This is a genomic window from Prevotella ihumii (assembly GCF_900155655.1).
In the GTDB taxonomy this organism is placed as follows: domain Bacteria; phylum Bacteroidota; class Bacteroidia; order Bacteroidales; family Bacteroidaceae; genus Prevotella; species Prevotella ihumii.
Map to the genome: position 1 here is coordinate 729,739 of NZ_LT706987.1, position 15,929 is coordinate 745,667.

General features: G+C 43.6%; 13 protein-coding genes and 3 pseudogenes. 7 read left to right on the top strand and 9 right to left on the bottom strand.

Annotated elements, in window-relative coordinates; genetic code table 11:
• The first annotated feature begins 14 nt into the window (after positions 1–14).
• Positions 15–773 (top strand): hypothetical protein, encoded by a 759-nt coding sequence (locus CZ367_RS16170; RefSeq protein ID WP_237581513.1) that lies wholly within the window; start codon positions 15–17, stop codon positions 771–773.
• On the opposite strand, the gene CZ367_RS03425 is transcribed toward CZ367_RS16170, so the two are convergent.
• Entirely contained in the window at positions 673–1,398 is a 726-nt protein-coding gene (locus CZ367_RS03425; protein WP_449421162.1) for a transposase, read from the bottom strand. The genes CZ367_RS16170 and CZ367_RS03425 overlap by 101 nt on opposite strands.
• Positions 1,399–2,084: 686 nt before the next feature.
• On the opposite strand from CZ367_RS03425, the gene CZ367_RS03430 reads away from it, so the two are divergent.
• Entirely contained in the window at positions 2,085–3,548 is a 1,464-nt protein-coding gene (locus CZ367_RS03430; RefSeq protein WP_077195644.1) for an FN3 associated domain-containing protein, read from the top strand.
• A 314-nt stretch (positions 3,549–3,862) separates the two neighbouring features.
• Positions 3,863–3,994, top strand: a pseudogene (locus tag CZ367_RS14735) (IS4 family transposase); the annotation flags it as partial.
• Between the two features lie 79 nt (positions 3,995–4,073).
• Here the strand turns inward: CZ367_RS14735 and CZ367_RS03435 are convergent.
• Genes CZ367_RS03435 through tnpC (CZ367_RS14740) form a run of 3 tightly spaced genes read right to left on the bottom strand, consistent with a single transcriptional unit; the run spans position 4,074 to position 6,645 of the window.
• Entirely contained in the window at positions 4,074–4,613 is a 540-nt protein-coding gene (locus CZ367_RS03435; protein WP_077195645.1) for a hypothetical protein, read from the bottom strand.
• A 27-nt stretch (positions 4,614–4,640) separates the two neighbouring features.
• Positions 4,641–5,183, bottom strand: a complete 543-nt coding sequence (locus tag CZ367_RS03440; RefSeq protein ID WP_077195646.1) for a hypothetical protein — start codon at positions 5,181–5,183, stop codon at positions 4,641–4,643.
• Positions 5,184–5,229: 46 nt separating this feature from the next.
• Complete coding sequence (gene tnpC / locus CZ367_RS14740; RefSeq protein WP_237581517.1) at positions 5,230–6,645, bottom strand: IS66 family transposase; 1,416 nt, start codon at positions 6,643–6,645, stop codon at positions 5,230–5,232.
• An 845-nt stretch (positions 6,646–7,490) separates the two neighbouring features.
• Here tnpC (CZ367_RS14740) and CZ367_RS03450 point away from each other — a divergent pair.
• The 4 genes from CZ367_RS03450 to CZ367_RS03465 are packed head-to-tail and all read left to right on the top strand — an operon-like array spanning position 7,491 to position 9,555.
• Positions 7,491–7,829 carry a type II toxin-antitoxin system RelE/ParE family toxin gene (locus tag CZ367_RS03450; RefSeq protein WP_077195648.1) on the top strand — a complete coding sequence of 113 codons (339 nt, stop codon included), beginning with the start codon at positions 7,491–7,493 and terminating at the stop codon, positions 7,827–7,829.
• A 2-nt stretch (positions 7,830–7,831) separates the two neighbouring features.
• Positions 7,832–8,161 carry a helix-turn-helix transcriptional regulator gene (locus tag CZ367_RS03455; RefSeq protein ID WP_009018157.1) on the top strand — a complete coding sequence of 110 codons (330 nt, stop codon included), beginning with the start codon at positions 7,832–7,834 and terminating at the stop codon, positions 8,159–8,161.
• A 25-nt stretch (positions 8,162–8,186) separates the two neighbouring features.
• Positions 8,187–8,438, top strand: coding sequence for a hypothetical protein (locus tag CZ367_RS03460; protein WP_077195649.1), 252 nt, complete (start codon positions 8,187–8,189; stop codon positions 8,436–8,438).
• Positions 8,439–8,487: 49 nt separating this feature from the next.
• Positions 8,488–9,555 (top strand): hypothetical protein, encoded by a 1,068-nt coding sequence (locus CZ367_RS03465; RefSeq protein ID WP_144005932.1) that lies wholly within the window; start codon positions 8,488–8,490, stop codon positions 9,553–9,555.
• A gap of 43 nt (positions 9,556–9,598) precedes the next feature.
• Here the strand turns inward: CZ367_RS03465 and mobV are convergent.
• The 5 genes and pseudogenes from mobV to tnpB form a co-directional block, all read right to left on the bottom strand.
• Positions 9,599–10,953, bottom strand: a pseudogene (gene mobV, locus CZ367_RS16710) (MobV family relaxase).
• A 189-nt stretch (positions 10,954–11,142) separates the two neighbouring features.
• Positions 11,143–12,084 (bottom strand): toprim domain-containing protein, encoded by a 942-nt coding sequence (locus CZ367_RS03475; RefSeq protein ID WP_144006013.1) that lies wholly within the window; start codon positions 12,082–12,084, stop codon positions 11,143–11,145.
• Between the two features lie 669 nt (positions 12,085–12,753).
• Positions 12,754–14,178: an IS66 family transposase gene (gene tnpC, locus CZ367_RS03480; protein WP_237581519.1), complete on the bottom strand. Its 1,425-nt coding sequence runs from the start codon at positions 14,176–14,178 to the stop codon at positions 12,754–12,756.
• A gap of 181 nt (positions 14,179–14,359) precedes the next feature.
• Positions 14,360–14,752: pseudogene (locus CZ367_RS03485) on the bottom strand (IS1634 family transposase); the annotation flags it as partial.
• A gap of 902 nt (positions 14,753–15,654) precedes the next feature.
• The coding region (tnpB, locus tag CZ367_RS03495) for an IS66 family insertion sequence element accessory protein TnpB (RefSeq protein ID WP_077195653.1) at positions 15,655–15,929 on the bottom strand (275 nt) is incomplete at its 5' end.

Sequence of the window (15,929 nt, forward strand, 5' to 3'; positions counted from 1 at the left end):
ATGACATCAGTGTTATGAAGCGGTATTCAAAAAAACTGCTGAGTATCACTGATATAGTAGTGGCTGATGCATTCTTCTCCACATCCACGTTCGAGAAGGGCATATCGGAGTTTGGCTTCTATCTGGTCAGCCGCTTCCGTGACAACGCTTGCCTGCATTACATTCCCAAGAGGGAAAAGAGGCGTGGACGACCAAGAGTCAAGGGAGACAAGATTGACTTGGCAAACCTCAACCTCTCATGCATGGAAGAACTGCACATTGATGGACTGGACGGAAAGGCGTACACCCTCGAGGTTTATGCCAAGGTTCTGAAGAAGAGGGTGCGACTTGTCATCTGGCGAATGCCCGGTGGAAAGTGCAAGTTGTTCTTCTCGACAAAACTCTCAATGACGGGTGAGGAAGTATTGAAGACATACCGCACTCGTTTCCAGATAGAGTTCTGCTATTGCGACAGCAAGCAGTTTACGGGACTTATGGATTGCCAGGCAAGACACAAGAGAAAGTTGGACTTTGCGTTCAACGCATCGTTCGCCTCACTGAATGCCGCCATTGTCTTCATAAAAGACAATGGCATAGACAATTCCATGGCAAAAGTTAAGTCGTTGATGTTCAATGCGAACTATACGAAATTAATTTTCGACATATCCCGATGCCGACCGAACCGAACTTTAATTAGTCGACCCTCAAAAAGGCGACATCGCATTTTTTCATATAGCCCTGCGGGAAGAATTGGTGTTGAAAATTTAATTCTTGTCTTCCACAGCACCACATAATCACTCTTTCAATTAGGCACAAAAGAAGCCTCATGGCTCTTTTGAAGTTAAATGCTGCAGCTGCAAGCATGACATTGATGGAGTCTCCGAAGAGACCCTTGTAGAAGTTCCTCCCCAACCGGTGGTCTGCCTTGCAGTGGCCAATGACAGGCTCTATTCCTGCCCGCTTGCGGAAGAGTTTGTGCTTTTTGTTCTTGGCGTACCGTGAGTCTGTTTTCTTGGGCGTGTCCGGAATTATGATTTGTGTCTGCCCGCTCATGCTTTGTCCTCGGTATCCCCTGTCGCAGGCAAGTGTTTTTATTTTCCTGTCATACAGCCGCCTGACCTGCTCCATTGCCTTGTCTATCGTATGGCCGTCATACTCATTGCGGAATGACAGCGCACCGATGATGAGTCCGTCCCATAGTCTGACGATGGAGACCTTGTTGCCGAACTCGTACTTCTTGCCCTCTTTTCCCTTGCTGATACAAAGCACGTCTGGCTCGTGAAGCGAGTAGATCTTATGGCCGTCCAACCGCTCGCCGTTGACAAGCCTCATGCAGATGTCAATCCGCTCCTGGTAGGCATTTCTATCGGGCAGCAGGCGAAGCAGCTCCCTGAGCAACCTGCCCGCAATGGTGCGCATCCGCTTGTCGGCCTTCCTGACTTTGGCCTTGCTGTTCTTCCTACCCCTGAAACGCTGAACGAGCTTCAGTTCCTTTATCTCCTTGGCATAGCTCTGGCGGACCTTGAGGTTTTCCTTCTCCGCCACGCTGTGGCAAAAGGCTATCACCTTGTTCAGGAGTTTCGAGTCCGTGGGGAAGGTCACGTTCTTCTCCTGCACCGTCGTGTCGATGAATGCGGTATGCTCCGCATCGGGCTTGCGTCCACGTCCATCCTTGCCGTCTTTCCCCTGCGTCTCCTCTTTTCTGTGNTTACTATACAAAGATACAAAACTTTGTAGAAATATGCAAGTTTGAGAACGATTATTTTATTGATAACCAGATGGTTAAATACTTTTCAAGGGGAGACTAATTAGTGAGATTGTCAAAGAACTCATTGGCTGGCAGCCTAAGGCTGCGTAGCCATATACTCAAATTTTAACGAACTATTCTTGAATGTTTTAACATCCAAAGGTAGTTATTTTTGGGCGAATTGACCAATTTTTACACAATATAAATAGTTAATTATCAAACAGTTAAAGTTGTTAATAGACCCTAAGTAAGATTATTTCATAGCATTTTAATGTTAGATTTTATGCTAAGTCATTAAAATGTTGTACTTTTGTATACAGATATTTTACAAGTTATATTAACATAAAAAAGATTGAAAATGAAGAAAAATCTACTAAATGCGTTTATTGCCGTCTTGGCAATGGTAAGTTTGAGTGCTAATGCACAAACTCAAATTGTTTTTGATGCAACTGTGCTTCAAGGAACTTCAATAGCTGCTAATAATGCTGATGAGTTAAACAAAGATGGTATTAAAATTGCTTGCTCTAATGCTGCTTTTAAGGTTTCAAATTACAATACTAAAAAGTCTGAGTATCGCTTTTACAAAAATTCTAAAACAACAATTACTTCAACAAAGGGTAATATTATTAAGGTAGAATTTACTTGTCTTCCTGAAAAAGATAAGAAAAAAGGAACTATTAAGTATGGTGCTGCTGGTTTTACTGATACAGAAAATTACTCTTATACAGAAGATGAAGTTACAGGAACATGGGAAGGTGATGCTGCTTCAGTAACATTATCTGCTAATGTTGGTCAAGTTCGTGCAAGCAAGGTTGTTGTAACAATTAAAGCAGCTGAGGCTGGTGTAGTTGAAGCTCCACAAATTACAGGTACAACTCCATTTGTAACAACTACGGAAGTAACAATTACTGCTGCTACTGGTGCTAAAATTTATTACACCCTCAACAATGAAGTACCTACTGTTGAAAAAGGAACTCTTTATAAAGAGACTATTAAACTTGATAAGACTACCACAGTTAAGGCAATTGCTGTAAAAGATGGCAAGACAAGTTCAGTAGCTGAAAAGACTTTCACTAAGGAAGAGGTTAAAGTTGTAAATTCTATTGCTGAATACAAGCAACTTGCTGCAAAGGAAAAGGCTACTTTGAAACTCAACGATGCTCAAGTTCTTTATACTTGGACAACAAATAAGGGCAATACTTCAACTTACGTTCGTGATAACTCAGGTGCAATTCTTTTCTATCAAGCAAATGGAAACTTAGAATTGAAGCAAAACGAAATGTTGAAGGGCGAAATTACAGGTACATTTGACCTTTATAATAAAATTCCTGAATTGGTTTATGCTGCTGGCTTAACAAACCTTGATAAGGTTGAACGTACAGCAGGTAGCGATGCAAAACCAAAAGCAATCAAGGTTGGTGAAGCTATGGATAACCTTTGCGACTTAGTTGCACTTGATAAGGTTAAGTTCATAGTTGAAGCATCAACAGATAAAAAAGGTAATCCAGTTAAGAATTTCTATGTTGTAGACGGCGATAAGAAGATTCAAATTTACAATGGTTTCCATCTTGACGCATACAAAGATATGGCTTTTGATGCTGAAACAGAATATAATGTTGTAGGTATTGTAGGTTCTGTTTACAAAGAAGTTCCTTCTATTTATATCATCAAGGTTGAAAAGAACACAGCTGACGGTATCAACACTGTTGCAACAGAAACTATCAATGCAAACGCTCCTATGTACAACCTTGCTGGACAACGTGTTGGCAAGAACTATAAGGGTGTAGTTATTCAGAATGGTAAGAAGTTCATCAACAAGTAATTTCATTAATACCTATTGAATGTTTCATAAATCAAGGCGGCTCCAAATGCGGAGTCGCCTTTTTTAGTTTTATGCCAAAACGTAGACCTATTGTTTTGGGTTTCGAAATAGCCTGTTTTGCGCCACCAAAACCTATTGTTTTGTATTGTTGTCCGCTAAAACTTCAAAGCTCGGGTACGTGCGTATGTATGTGTATGCAAGCTTCCAAGAATAAAAATTTGGGCTGATTCCTACTTGAGGAGTCAGCCCTTTTTGGTAATTTTGCTGCAACAAAACAAACATCATTACCAAATTATGGGCAAAGGTACACATTTGGACGCAATCCCAAAACAGGAAAGAAGAAAGGCGGTATAAAGGTGCATACGTGCATCCAAGGCAACGAAGGCGTACCATGTGACGTAGAGTTCACTTCAGCGGCCACGCACGACCATTTTATGCTTTGCCCAGGAAAACTGAACGGCAGTTGTGGGGCTTTGCGCAAGTGCGGGGGTGCAGAGCAGCAGAAAGGATAAGAGTAGAAGTTGCCTAAGATAATTTAGCATCATCTTCAATATGCTTTCTAATTGGAACAAAGGATAGTTGTGGATTTTCCTTGAAACATTCTTCTATCATATCGAGCCATGAATTATAGAGGTCATTGGGATTATAAGGAAAATCCCAATAATCGTGAATGCTCATAAGTATATCTTCGTCTGGGTGATTTAGCAAATCCTTGATGCGGCTATGGTTCTTCAAAATTTCTTGTACAATATGAGGATATGGACGCTCTAATGTTTTGCCATTTAATATAGTACATTGCCCACCAGCTGAGAAATCGTCCCGCATATTTGGACATAGAAGTGAGTAGTTGTTGCAAAGCCATAGAGATATAGGGCGGTAACGGTTCTTATTATCTTTGTTATAAAGGCTCTTGAACAAGATACATGCCCTTGCTAATATCTCGTTTTTATCATCAACGGAAAGGTCGTTATAGAATGACAAGTTCACCTTGGTGGTTTCTCCCATCCACCAAGGCATCTCATGTTTTTTCTCTTTTCTTGCTTTGTCAATATAGTATTTGCGCACTTTTGAAATCTTATCAGCTTCAGGTAACTACCTAAAGTTATCATATTCCGTTTGCATCTTGGCGAAAATGCTATCCCCTTGGTCAAGGTTCATATCAATTAGATAACGAGGTGCATGGGTTACGGCAATATTGCTTAAGCATTGTTGATAAGGTTTGCAGCGGAATTCGGGTATACCGCCAAGTTTTCCGAAAAGCATATAAATCCTTTCTACATCTTCATTTCTTGAGCTTTCAATGATGCTACTACCTGTTGAAGTCCATGCGTCTTTTTGAGTGGATTTGATTTCTACTCCATAACCAGTTTCTTTAAGAAGTATATCTGGGAAGATATGATTACGTACCAAATGGATTCTTTCTTTAGGAAAACTTACACTTGAAGCTACTTCCTTCATAGAGGCTAATGAAAACTCTTCTATATCACTACCGCTCATGCTTTTATAATCTATAGGATTGTTGCTTACAGACTCATTCATAAACTTGATAGAGTTTGATAAGAGGGAGTTAACCAACTTATCTGTGTTATTCATACCTTCAAGATTGAAAGTAACAAATCTTGGCTCTTGTATCATAATTATGTAACTACTCAGTACCCCTATAGAAATAGGTATGCTGCCTTTACCCTTGCAAATTAGCAAGGGCGAGCAGTACGTCAAATTTGGAATTGCCGTTTTTCTTGGCGGTGTCAGTCACCGAATGCAGTTTCATGTAGATGTCAGCACCAGCGTCTGTTCTGAAGCAACCACTTACTTTCTGCTTGACTTTTATGTTCCTCACGCCTCTCTCACTGGCATTGTTGTCATATGGAACTCGCTTATCGGTGAGGAAGGTGAAGATGTAGTCATGGCATTTGTAGAGTCCTTTTTTCAAGGCGTTGAAGTCCTTGTGTAAGTGATTGGTGCTTTCTTCAAGCAGTCTGTCGAGCCTTTCGTAGAAACCGGCTGCAGCCTTTTTGACTTTCTCCATCGTCTTGCTTTTCCTTAGGTGAATCGCATCCTGCAACAACTCCGTAAGTCTCGTTGACCATGTCTGGTTCTTATCCAGGTCTGTGAGATATTGTATGTTCCTCAATAGATGCGCAATGCATACCTGATGTCCTTTGACGTTCAGCCTGAAATAGGTACTGTGCCTGTCCGTCACGAGCGTGACATCAGGAAGGTCGTTGGGGAAATGCTTCCTCGTTGCGGCCTTGCCGCGGGATTTGTCCTGGAAGAGATAGGTGAGATTGTCGTTCTGGAAGACCCATGCCCAATGGTGCTCCCCACCGACGTACAGCCCAGTCTCGTCGGCGCCAGCGACTTCGGCCTCTTCGACACGGTCGCGTATTTCCCTATAGGCATTCTCCGATTTCTTTCCCATCCGGGTCAGTATGTTCTGCACCGTTCCCTGGCTGATATGAAGATGGAATACATCGCGCAACATCTCGCACAGCCTTGCAAAGGGGATGTACTGGGAATGTCCGAAGTAAGCAATTATGGCGTTTAGATTAGGGCCGTATGAAATGCGGCTGGTATACTTCTTTGAGGCTCTGCACTTGTTCGTGTGCCCGCATTTGCAGCGTTTGCCGAGCAGCACGTGCTCCGTAGTGGTGGGTTGTATGGAGGGAATGTCGACAACCTGCGACTTGCCAATCACCTCGGCCTCCACATCAGCGAGTGACTCGCCACAACACTCGCACACATCATCAGGATGGTGGTGGACAATAAAATCTGGATCTTCATTGGTCTCAAGGAAATGCCCCTCATGCCCGGGCTGACCGCCTGTCTTCCTGTCGCTCTTCTTCCTGAGCGACTTAGTATGACGAACAATCTGGTTTCCTATTGAGTCTTGGGTGGGCGGAATACTACTGTTGCTACTGTCCTTTGGTGGTTCCTCATACTTTGACAGGCGTTGCCTCAGATCCCGTATGGTTTTATCCTTCTGGTTTACGAGACGGTTGAGACGGCTTATTTCGGTATCCTGGTCGGATACCTTCTTCTCCAACGAAGCAAATCTGTTTTCTATCGTCTGGAGTACATCTGCCTTGTCTGTCACTTGCTCATTCACGCTGCAAATATACTACGTAAATTCATTTCCTGCAAGAGTATTAGAAAACTTAAACAGTTGAGATACAGACTGTTAAATGTAATATGGCGACTTTTAACAAAGCCTACCCCAAGGCGTGTAGGGGACTATGTTGAGTCTCCGAAAATAGATACAAAACACTGATGCATAGGTGAATAAGCGTACTTTTGCTACCATCAAAAGGTATTTCCCGTCCTCTCGGGCAGCCGTTCGTTTACTATTTGGAGCGGTTAGTTTTAACACTTCGGATTACTCTCTGATGGATTTACCATAGGGGTACTGAGTAGTTACATAATTATTTAAAATATTTATTCCATAAACTCTGTATGCGCATAGCAATATTGAAAGCAAGTACTGGAGGCACTGCATTGCCAATAATTCTATAGGCTCCGGAAGGACTTATAGAAAATCCTCTTCCTGTCTTTTTTTTCATCACAAATTACGCTAAAATCTGCCGAATAGCTTAGAATGAGCGATTTATGAGTGTTTTACCTCAATGGAGGTAATGATTTAGCAACGGTTCTAATTTCTGCAATGTGCATACGTTTGCTTGTCAAACAACTCTTGTCGGTTGCAAAAGTACAACAAAAACTTCGGCTCGCAAAAATATAGTTTATCTTTTATGATTTATTTTCAGTTGTGATTAGATAATTTCAACTGAGTTTACAAATGTACTTTGCAACTTGCCTGTTAGTTCTTGATGCGCAATTATATGTAGCTAAAATGTTAAAAATGTAGCATAAGATGGCTTTTTATCGCAAATGTTTCTTTTTTATGAAACAACATGAGTATCTTTGTCAACCAAAAAGAATAATATGGCACAAAATATCTTCCGACTTGTCTTGACAGACGAGGCACAGGACTTCATTGAGAGTTTACCCGAAGCGGTATCTTACAAGATATACTACAACATCAAGCGTGTTGCAGGAGGAGAACGCAACAAGGAACTTTTCAAAAAGTTGGAAAATTCGGAGATATGGGAGTTCCGTACATTATATAATAAGACTGCTTATCGGCTTTTTGCCTTTTGGGATAGGGACAAAGAGACATTGGTGATAGCCACTCACGGCATCATCAAGAAAACTCAAAAGACACCAAGCAAGGAAATAGCAAAAGCAGAAGCAATAAGAAAAGAATATTTCAAAAACAAATAATTATGGCACAGATGAATCTTACTCCATTGGATGACGTGCTTGACAAGCACTTTGGAAAAGTTGGTACTCCGAAACGTGACGCTTTTGAGAGTGATGTGGATGAAGCGTTGCATGCTTATCGTTTGGGAGAAGCCATCAAGAAGGCTCGCATAGAGCAGAATTTGACCCAAGAACAACTTGGTGAGCGTATCGGTGTGAAAAGAGCGCAGATTTCCCGATTAGAGAGAGGTTATAGTATAACAATACCTACTATGCGAAGAGTATTTAAGGCTCTTGGTGTGGTAACTGCAACTATCGATTTGGGGATTGCAGGTAAAGTAGCACTATGGTAAAGATTCACAATTAAAGAAATAAGTAATGGCAACGATAGATTTTGAAAACATAGATTCTGATAGCACAGATAACAAGTATTTGGACCTCTGTAAAAAAGGAAGATATATAGAAGCAGTGAAAGTTTATAAAGATGATACTGGTTGCGGATTGGCTGAAGCAAAAGCTTATATTGACAATCTTCGTTCTGAGTATGGGATAAAACCTCAATCGTCAGGACAAGGCTGTATGGTTGCAATAAGTATCTTGATTATAGTATCATTTCTAATATTTTTGTAATATGGCACGACGATATAGAGACCCATGGGCTAAAAAATCCAAAAAGGGAATGAAGTCATTGGGAACGATGGCTAAAGTCGGTGGTGTTTTAGGTTATGCTGCATATAACAGCATAAAGAGCACAAACGCCCAAACACGCCACTTAAACCAAGCTACAAAAACCAAAAATATATCTCCAAAAGGTTGTGGCATTATTGCGATTGGTTTTATATTGGGAGCTATAATTGGCATTTGCGCTGGAAGTTTTATGGCTTTTGGAATAATCTTTTTGGGTACGGCTTTCGTAGTATCAATTATGACTATTGTATCATCTGATGATAACACAGAACAAACATCATCTTCAACTGACACAAAAGAAAAAGTCCTAATAAATTCTAATCCAAAATTTAAAGAGACTACAGATGCAATTAAAAAATCCATCATGGAAAAAGTTTGTTACGAACCAATAAATACACAATTAAATGCGTTGCCTGTGAATTTGAGAAAAGAATGCTTCTTGCAAGCATTGCTGTCTGCTTTGAATGAATACAATTTGATGTCGGAAATTCCAAATGAAACAGAAAAATATATAGATGCTCTTACTGCAAAAATGAATATTTCAGAAGATATACTTGCAAGCAAGAGCCAATATGTTGATTTTACAAAATCACTTATTGTTCAAGATATTTTGCATGGAATTACTCCACATAGAGCAACTTTGACACGAAACCCTATAAACTTTCAAAAGGATGAGATTTTGATTTGGCCTTTTGTCGGAGTTGTTTTGTATGAAGAAGTCGTTAGACGTCAATCTGTCGGGGCATCAAGAGGCATCAGTGTCCGTGTAGCAAGTGGTATATACTATCGTGTCGGAGCATTTAAAGGAGAGCCTTTAGTTACTTCAAGCCTTCAGCCAAAATATTCTGGCTCACTGATAATTACAAACAAGAATGTTTATTTTTATTCTGTTCAAAAATCAATTCGTTTACCTTATGGGAAAATATTGTCTTTTGTCCCATTTGAAGATGGTATCGGCATACAGCCAGATAGAATGAATGCAAAAACAATCTACATCAAAGGGCTTGATGGTAGATTTGCATTTAATGTTGTGTCAAATATACAAAACATAAACAATTAATAAATCCAATGAAGGGTGTCCTTATTGGCACCCTTCATTGGATTTATAGTCTAACGCCTTTACGTTGTGAAGATAAACGTAACTTTAGGTTATCCCATTGCTCCTTGAACCAGTCACCAATAGGTTGTCTATTGATATACAAAAACAGTTGGTTCGGCTTGGTAGAATCAGAAAACACCTTGATTTCCGCATTCTCCACATTGAACTTTCTTCTGTGCTCCTCGGAATAGAGTGAACCGCTAAAGTTTAACGCCTTACCTGTAAGGAGTACTCCGATTTGCTCGATGGTGAAGCCTATCTTCCTGCACAGGTCTTCCATTTGCAAGCGTGCCTCCAACATCGGAAACCAACGATTGGCTTTGCGGATGAGGTCGTTGAGCATCGTTACCTCCGTGCAGTGCTTGCTCTCTAAATTCGCAACCTCCGATTGGTGCTTCCGCTGCATCTCGTCAAGCTGTTTGCTGTGGCTGTCTTCCATTCGCTGCACCTTCTCATGGAGTTCGTCAATGTATTGCTCTCGGTCTGTCACAAGCTCGCACAACTTTCGGTTGTGTTGCTCCACCTCTTTCAATTTTCCACTGCCCAAAAGAGAACCAATCTTCGACACAAGGGCTGTCTTGGCTGCCGTCTTGGCTGCCTGTAGTTTCTCCGTGTTGATTTCGCTCTTGGTCTGTTTGAGCAGTCGCTCCGCTTCCTCCACATCAGATTGCAACAGTTTCATGCAGTTTTGAAGTCTCTCCGTCTCTCCTTGATGTTGCGGTAATACTGTGCCGTGGTGGTATGCCTCGCATCCGATCCACGGACACCTCGCTTCAAGCCATACTTGCCCATGGCTTCCGCATAACTGTCGTGATAGCCAACCATCTTGTCACGGTTGAGCACATCATCGGCACACAACCTCACGGCATTGGCTTTCTTGCGGTATGTCCGCTTGCCTTCTTCCGCTGTCTTGTTCTTCGCCTTTCTCCGCTCGCCTGTCACTATCGGAACGATGGAGGCGTGGAGGTGCGGCGTGTGCTCGTCCATGTGGAGAACCACCGAAACGACATTCTCCTTGCCGAATGTGTCCTGCAACCACTTCAAGCTATCGTTGCACCAATCGTCAAGCTGACCATTGGCTGCGATGTTCATCATGTCCTCGTGCGTTCCAGACAGCACGGTTCTAATCACCCTCACCTGGTCATTGGTTATCTTACGCTTGATGCCTGCCGTATTGATGCGGTGGGCGATGGCTTCGTCACGATCATACACACCGCTCGGCATCTTGACAAGCTCACGGTTGAGGTGAGTTCTCGTAGGGTCAGCGTTGTCGGGTATCACCTTGCGCTCTATGTGGTCTGACTCCCTTGCGTCAGAGCTGCCCTTTGCCTTCTTGAAATCCAAACTGAAATGTCCCATAATAAACTTGTTTTTGAGTTGTACAAATCCGCTTGCCGCATTGCGCCCTGCGCATGGCTCACGGGGTTTCAAAAGGGGATACCCCTTTGCTCAATGGGCGTTTTTAGTGGTGGCGTGCCACTGCGTCAAGAAAACGCCCTATTGAGCTATGGCTTTTCCGTTCAGAATAGCCATTGGAGCAGGAACCGCCTATATGCCCAAGGCTGCGCCTCTCTTTCGAGGTGGAACGGTTTGCTTAACAGGCTGTACTTGGTGTACAGACTGTTTGGATTTAACTCCGCACAGATAGTCGTTCAAGTCTTTGTACTCACTGTACAAGTGAGATGCATCCCTCACACGGTAGCCGAGGGCGTTCTCGATGGCAAGCGTTGCCTTCCGCCCTGCATCATCGTTGTCGAGCAGACAACTGATGCGCTCGTAGCCGTAGAGTGCGTCAACAGCCTTGTCCACATTGCTTGTGGAGTTGAGTACCACATAGTCCTGCGCTTCCAATGATGGACAAGACGGAAACTTCCACAAGCGCAGCGAGAGAAAGGAGAGGTAGTCCATCATACCCTCGAACACGTAGCAGGTGTATCTTGGCTCGCCTTGCTGTCGGATATGGGTGATGTCCTTGGGTGACATGCAACCCTTGAAGAATAGGTTGCGCACCTCGTAACCGCCCGACTTGTTCTTGAAACCGATGGCGAAGTAGCTTTTGCCACCATGCGAGAAGTGGAGTTCTACACATTCCTTTCTGGCAATATGCAGGTTAATCTTACGCTCGCTCAGATAGCGCAGGAGTGCAGGATGGTTAAGTTCCCTAACCTCTAATCTCTCAAAACTCGGCTCAGAGGCTTGCTGAATGAAAGAAAAGTCGGTCGGTCGGACATGGAGTGCTTGCTTCTCCAGCTTGTCCAAGAGATATGGCAAGCTATCTGATGCGTAGAGGTATGACGCAAGGGTGATGATGTTGCCGCCCTTGCCCACTCCGAAATCGAACCAACTGTTCATCGTAGTGTTCACTTTGAAAGATGCCTCACTCTCGTTTCTCAATGGTGACTTGTACCAAAGGTTTGCGCCCTGCTGCTTGACAGGACGGTGTCCCAAACTTTGCAGATAGTCTGCAATCTTGGACACAAGCAAAAGAATTGGAAGTTTCTGCACAGGTCTGAGATAGAGCAGTTGCAGATAGTCCATGCCAAGCTCGTATTGCTCACCGAAGATGTGAAAAAGCAATTTCTTGATGTTCGGAAAATCCCCTTTCATTGGCTTGTGGCTTATCGGCTCGTAGAGATTGAGAAAACCGTCTATTACAGTTCGGTGGTTCACATGTTCGGGAACGGTACAGAATCCGTCATACTTGTGGACATACTTGATGAACTCCTTGCCGTAGTCCTGACGCAAGGTTTCCATGTTCCAAGGGATGCGCTTTCTTACCTTCCCTCCATTGATAGTAGGTTGGTCAACCACCTTGTATAAGGTTGTGCCAACACGGATGAACACCTCGTTTGGTGGAGGTGGTGCCTGTGGCTGCATGGTAGCAACTTCAACTGGCAGTTTGTTGTCATTTGTCATGTTCATAAATTCTCCTTTGTAACTTATAAAAATTAAAGTTGCAAAGGTAATGGCGGAAAATAAAAATACAAAACTCAAACCTACGCAGAATGGAGAAGTTTGAACCGACAGTGTTAAAAGATAGGAAATCAAGGTGTTTGATGTAGCTTTTGGGGATAAGGTAAAACGTAAGCATCCAATATTAGCCGCCTTTCACACCAATAAATAACCCTTATATGTCTGGCAGCATATAAGGGTTATTTGTTATTTGAAGTTTGAAGGTAGCATTTTCGTGAGTTCCTCCTCCGTCATATCTGGTAGGGGCCTTGAAAGAACTTCCTTCATCCATTTGTATGGCTCTATGTCTGCTTCCCTGCAACACGCTATGAAGGTATAGAAGATGGCGTTGTTCTCTGCTCCCTCATTGTTACCACAGAACAGGTAGTTCTTTCTTCCAAGCGTGATGGGCCTGATGGCCTGTTCCATGAGGTTGTTGTCTATGTTGAAGCGTCCGTCCTGCACATACCTGCCAATGCGTATCCATACGGCGAAGGCATAACGCAGTGCCTTCTCCATAGCTTCGCCTGGGGTGTACTGTTTGTGTACATCCAACATATAGGTCTCCAAATACTTAAGAATAGGGTAAGCTTTAGCCTTTCGTTCTGTCTCCACTTCCTCGGGTGGTGCTTTCTTGTGTTTGAGGTTTTCCTCCAACTCATAAAGCGTGGCTATCGTTTCGATGATATGGGCGGCGTTTTTATCATCAGCCGCCAGATGTTCGAACTTACGTCTCACGTGTGCCATACATCCTAACAGCACGATGCCCTGAACGTTCTCAAACCTGCTGTAGACCTCATACCCATCAGACTGTATGGCACCCTGGTAGCCCTTGAAGAGTTCATCTGCCACAGCGCCCGACCGCGACCCGTCCTTCCAATGGAAGAACACACCCTGGGAGTGCATGGCGTCACGCACGCCCCACAGGTATCCCTTGCGTGTCTTTCCCTTGCGGTCGGCAACCTGTACGCTGGTCTCGTCAACTTGAAGATAAGGACTTTGCAGGATCTGTCTTACTTGAAGTTTGTAAAGTGGATAAAGTGCATCGGCGGCATCGTGAACCCAACGGTTAACGGTTGAGGTGGGGATGTTCACGCCCAGTTCCTTCCATCTTTCACATTGCCTATACTCGGGCTGGTGATAGGCGAACTTGGCGGTGATGATTTCGGCGAGCATGGAAGCGTCGGCAAAACAATCCACCGCTTGCTTTTTCAAGGGGGCTTCCAGGATGTCGACCTTCGCATCCGTTGACCGGGCTTCCTTCAGGCGGCAGATGACACGATCTTCTACCCTGACATAAAAGGATGAGGGACGCAGACACAGATGTTCACTTCTGTCATGTCCGATGATGACCATGCGCTCAGCGTCATAACCCTCTGGATATATCTCCGTCACCTGTCGCTCTATGTTCTCGGGAACATAGGAGGCGTAGGCCCTACCCTTTCTGGAAGGACGGCTCACACGGCGTGAAGACCTGCGTTGTCCGGCCTGCTGTTTTATCTCCTTGATGATGGGAAGGGCTTCCACCTGAGCCAGGGAACCCTCTTTGGCCCACTGCTCGTCAAAAAGCGTACCCGCCCAGCCGCTTGCACTCTCAGGCAGGCGTTTCTCGCTGCGCCTGCCAAATACCATACGCTCAAGTTCAAGAATACGACGGGACTTTCGTTCCAGTTCAGCATCCTTAATCTTAAGCTCAGCCTCCTTATCCTTGAGCTCAGCCTCCTTATCCTTGAGTTGAGTATCCTTGTTCTTAACCCAAGTTTAACACCTATCATCGTAGAATCTTGCTATTATTATACTTTTTCAGTTTTGGCTATGGACTCTGTGTCCTACAAATTTTTATTTTTCTGAATGGTGCATATTTCAGTTTTAATCTATCGTATATAGCAGTTGCCTGCTTTGAGGGATTGCTGCATTGTCGCATCTGTACGATGTCTCCTAACGGATTCCTACCTTCCGTGGTTACAAGTTTCTGAGTGCTCATCCTCCGCACGATTTCGGTCCAATAGCAGGATTCGCCTTCTCGCTTCAACTGGCAGCGGATGGTATTTACCACCCAGTAGGCAAGCAGACCGAAGAAAAGATGCGCATCGCTCCGGTCATCGGTCTGATGATATATAGGACGGAGGTTCAGGTCGGTCTTCAACTGCCTGTTGGTACATTCGATTTCCCGTATGAGGTTGTAATAGTCCCATGTGGTACGCTCGNAATCGAATGCTCATTCGGTACTGGCAAGAGAATCTATCGAGCCAATGACATAAGAGCCAAGCTTCCAGATACAGCACGATGCTGGACGGGAATGTGCTACTTCGTTAAAAACGTGATGAAGTTCCTGAGGGAACTTTGTCTTGCCCTGACCGAAATCTGGCGGTTTTTCATCATTATCGTCACTATGAGGGTCTACGTCTGCTACCCTATGTCTGTGAAAAGATAATAATTCAAGCAGACCCTAATTAGTAAGCATCCAATATTAGCCGACTTTCACACCAACAAATAACCCTTATATGTCTGGCAGCATATAAGGGTTATTTGTTATTTGAAGTTTGAAGGTAGCATTTTCGTGAGTTCCTCCTCCGTCATGTCCGGCAGGGGCCTTGAAAGAACTTCCTTCATCCATTTGTATGGCTCTANTTCGTCAAAAAGCGTACCCGCCCAGCCGCTTGCACTCTCAGGCAGGCGTTTCTCGCTGCGCCTGCCAAATACCATGCGCTCAAGTTCAAGAATGCGACGGGACTTTCGTTCCAGTTCAGCATCCTTAATCTTAAGCTCAGCATCCTTATCCTTGAGCTCAGCATCCTTATCCTTGAGCTCAGCATCCTTATCCTTGAGTTCAGCATCCTTATCCTTGAGCTCAGCATCCTTATCCTTGAGCTCAGCATCCTTATCCTTGAGTTGAGTATCCTTGTTCTTAAGCTCAGCATCCTTGTTCTTGAGTTGAGTATCCTTGTTCTTAAGCTCAGCATCCCTTTGCTCAAGAAGTTTAACAACAGCTTCCCGAGTGAGAGAATGGTAGTCAGATGTCATTGTGCAATAAGGCATATCCATCACATTATCAGTTCTTTATACGATGTAAAATTACAAAAAATATCTGACACTGGCAAGAAAATACTAAGATTTATTGTATCTTTTTCTTCGGTAGCAATTAGGATTTATACCTTCAATATAGAGTACCAATTCGTCCCAGCGAAGTTCATAAAATCCAGCTCTCGCCCGTATGATTTTAGGACTTAGGCAACCCTGTGCCATCTGTTTATGATACACGACAAAACCACAGCGTTCCCAGTGCAGCAATTTAATTCGGTTACGGGCTCGATTGTAGAAAACGTAGACAACACCATCAGAAGGATTGAAGTCATTGCGGCGTACCAATTGGGACAGGCGAA

What these genes read in the sequence shown, in the direction of transcription:
- CZ367_RS03450 (WP_077195648.1), top strand. Translation starts at nt 7,491, where the DNA reads ATGGCACAAAATATCTTCCGACTTGTCTTGACAGACGAGGCACAGGAC.
- CZ367_RS03455 (WP_009018157.1), top strand. Translation starts at nt 7,832, where the DNA reads ATGGCACAGATGAATCTTACTCCATTGGATGACGTGCTTGACAAGCAC.
- CZ367_RS03440 (WP_077195646.1), bottom strand. Translation starts at nt 5,183, where the DNA reads ATGATACAAGAGCCAAGATTTGTTACTTTCAATCTTGAAGGTATGAAT.
- CZ367_RS03465 (WP_144005932.1), top strand. Translation starts at nt 8,488, where the DNA reads ATGAAGTCATTGGGAACGATGGCTAAAGTCGGTGGTGTTTTAGGTTAT.
- CZ367_RS16170 (WP_237581513.1), top strand. Translation starts at nt 15, where the DNA reads ATGAAGCGGTATTCAAAAAAACTGCTGAGTATCACTGATATAGTAGTG.
- CZ367_RS03425 (WP_449421162.1), bottom strand. Translation starts at nt 1,398, where the DNA reads ATGCGCACCATTGCGGGCAGGTTGCTCAGGGAGCTGCTTCGCCTGCTG.
- CZ367_RS03460 (WP_077195649.1), top strand. Translation starts at nt 8,187, where the DNA reads ATGGCAACGATAGATTTTGAAAACATAGATTCTGATAGCACAGATAAC.
- CZ367_RS03430 (WP_077195644.1), top strand. Translation starts at nt 2,085, where the DNA reads ATGAAGAAAAATCTACTAAATGCGTTTATTGCCGTCTTGGCAATGGTA.
- tnpC (WP_237581519.1), bottom strand. Translation starts at nt 14,178, where the DNA reads ATGGTATTTGGCAGGCGCAGCGAGAAACGCCTGCCTGAGAGTGCAAGC.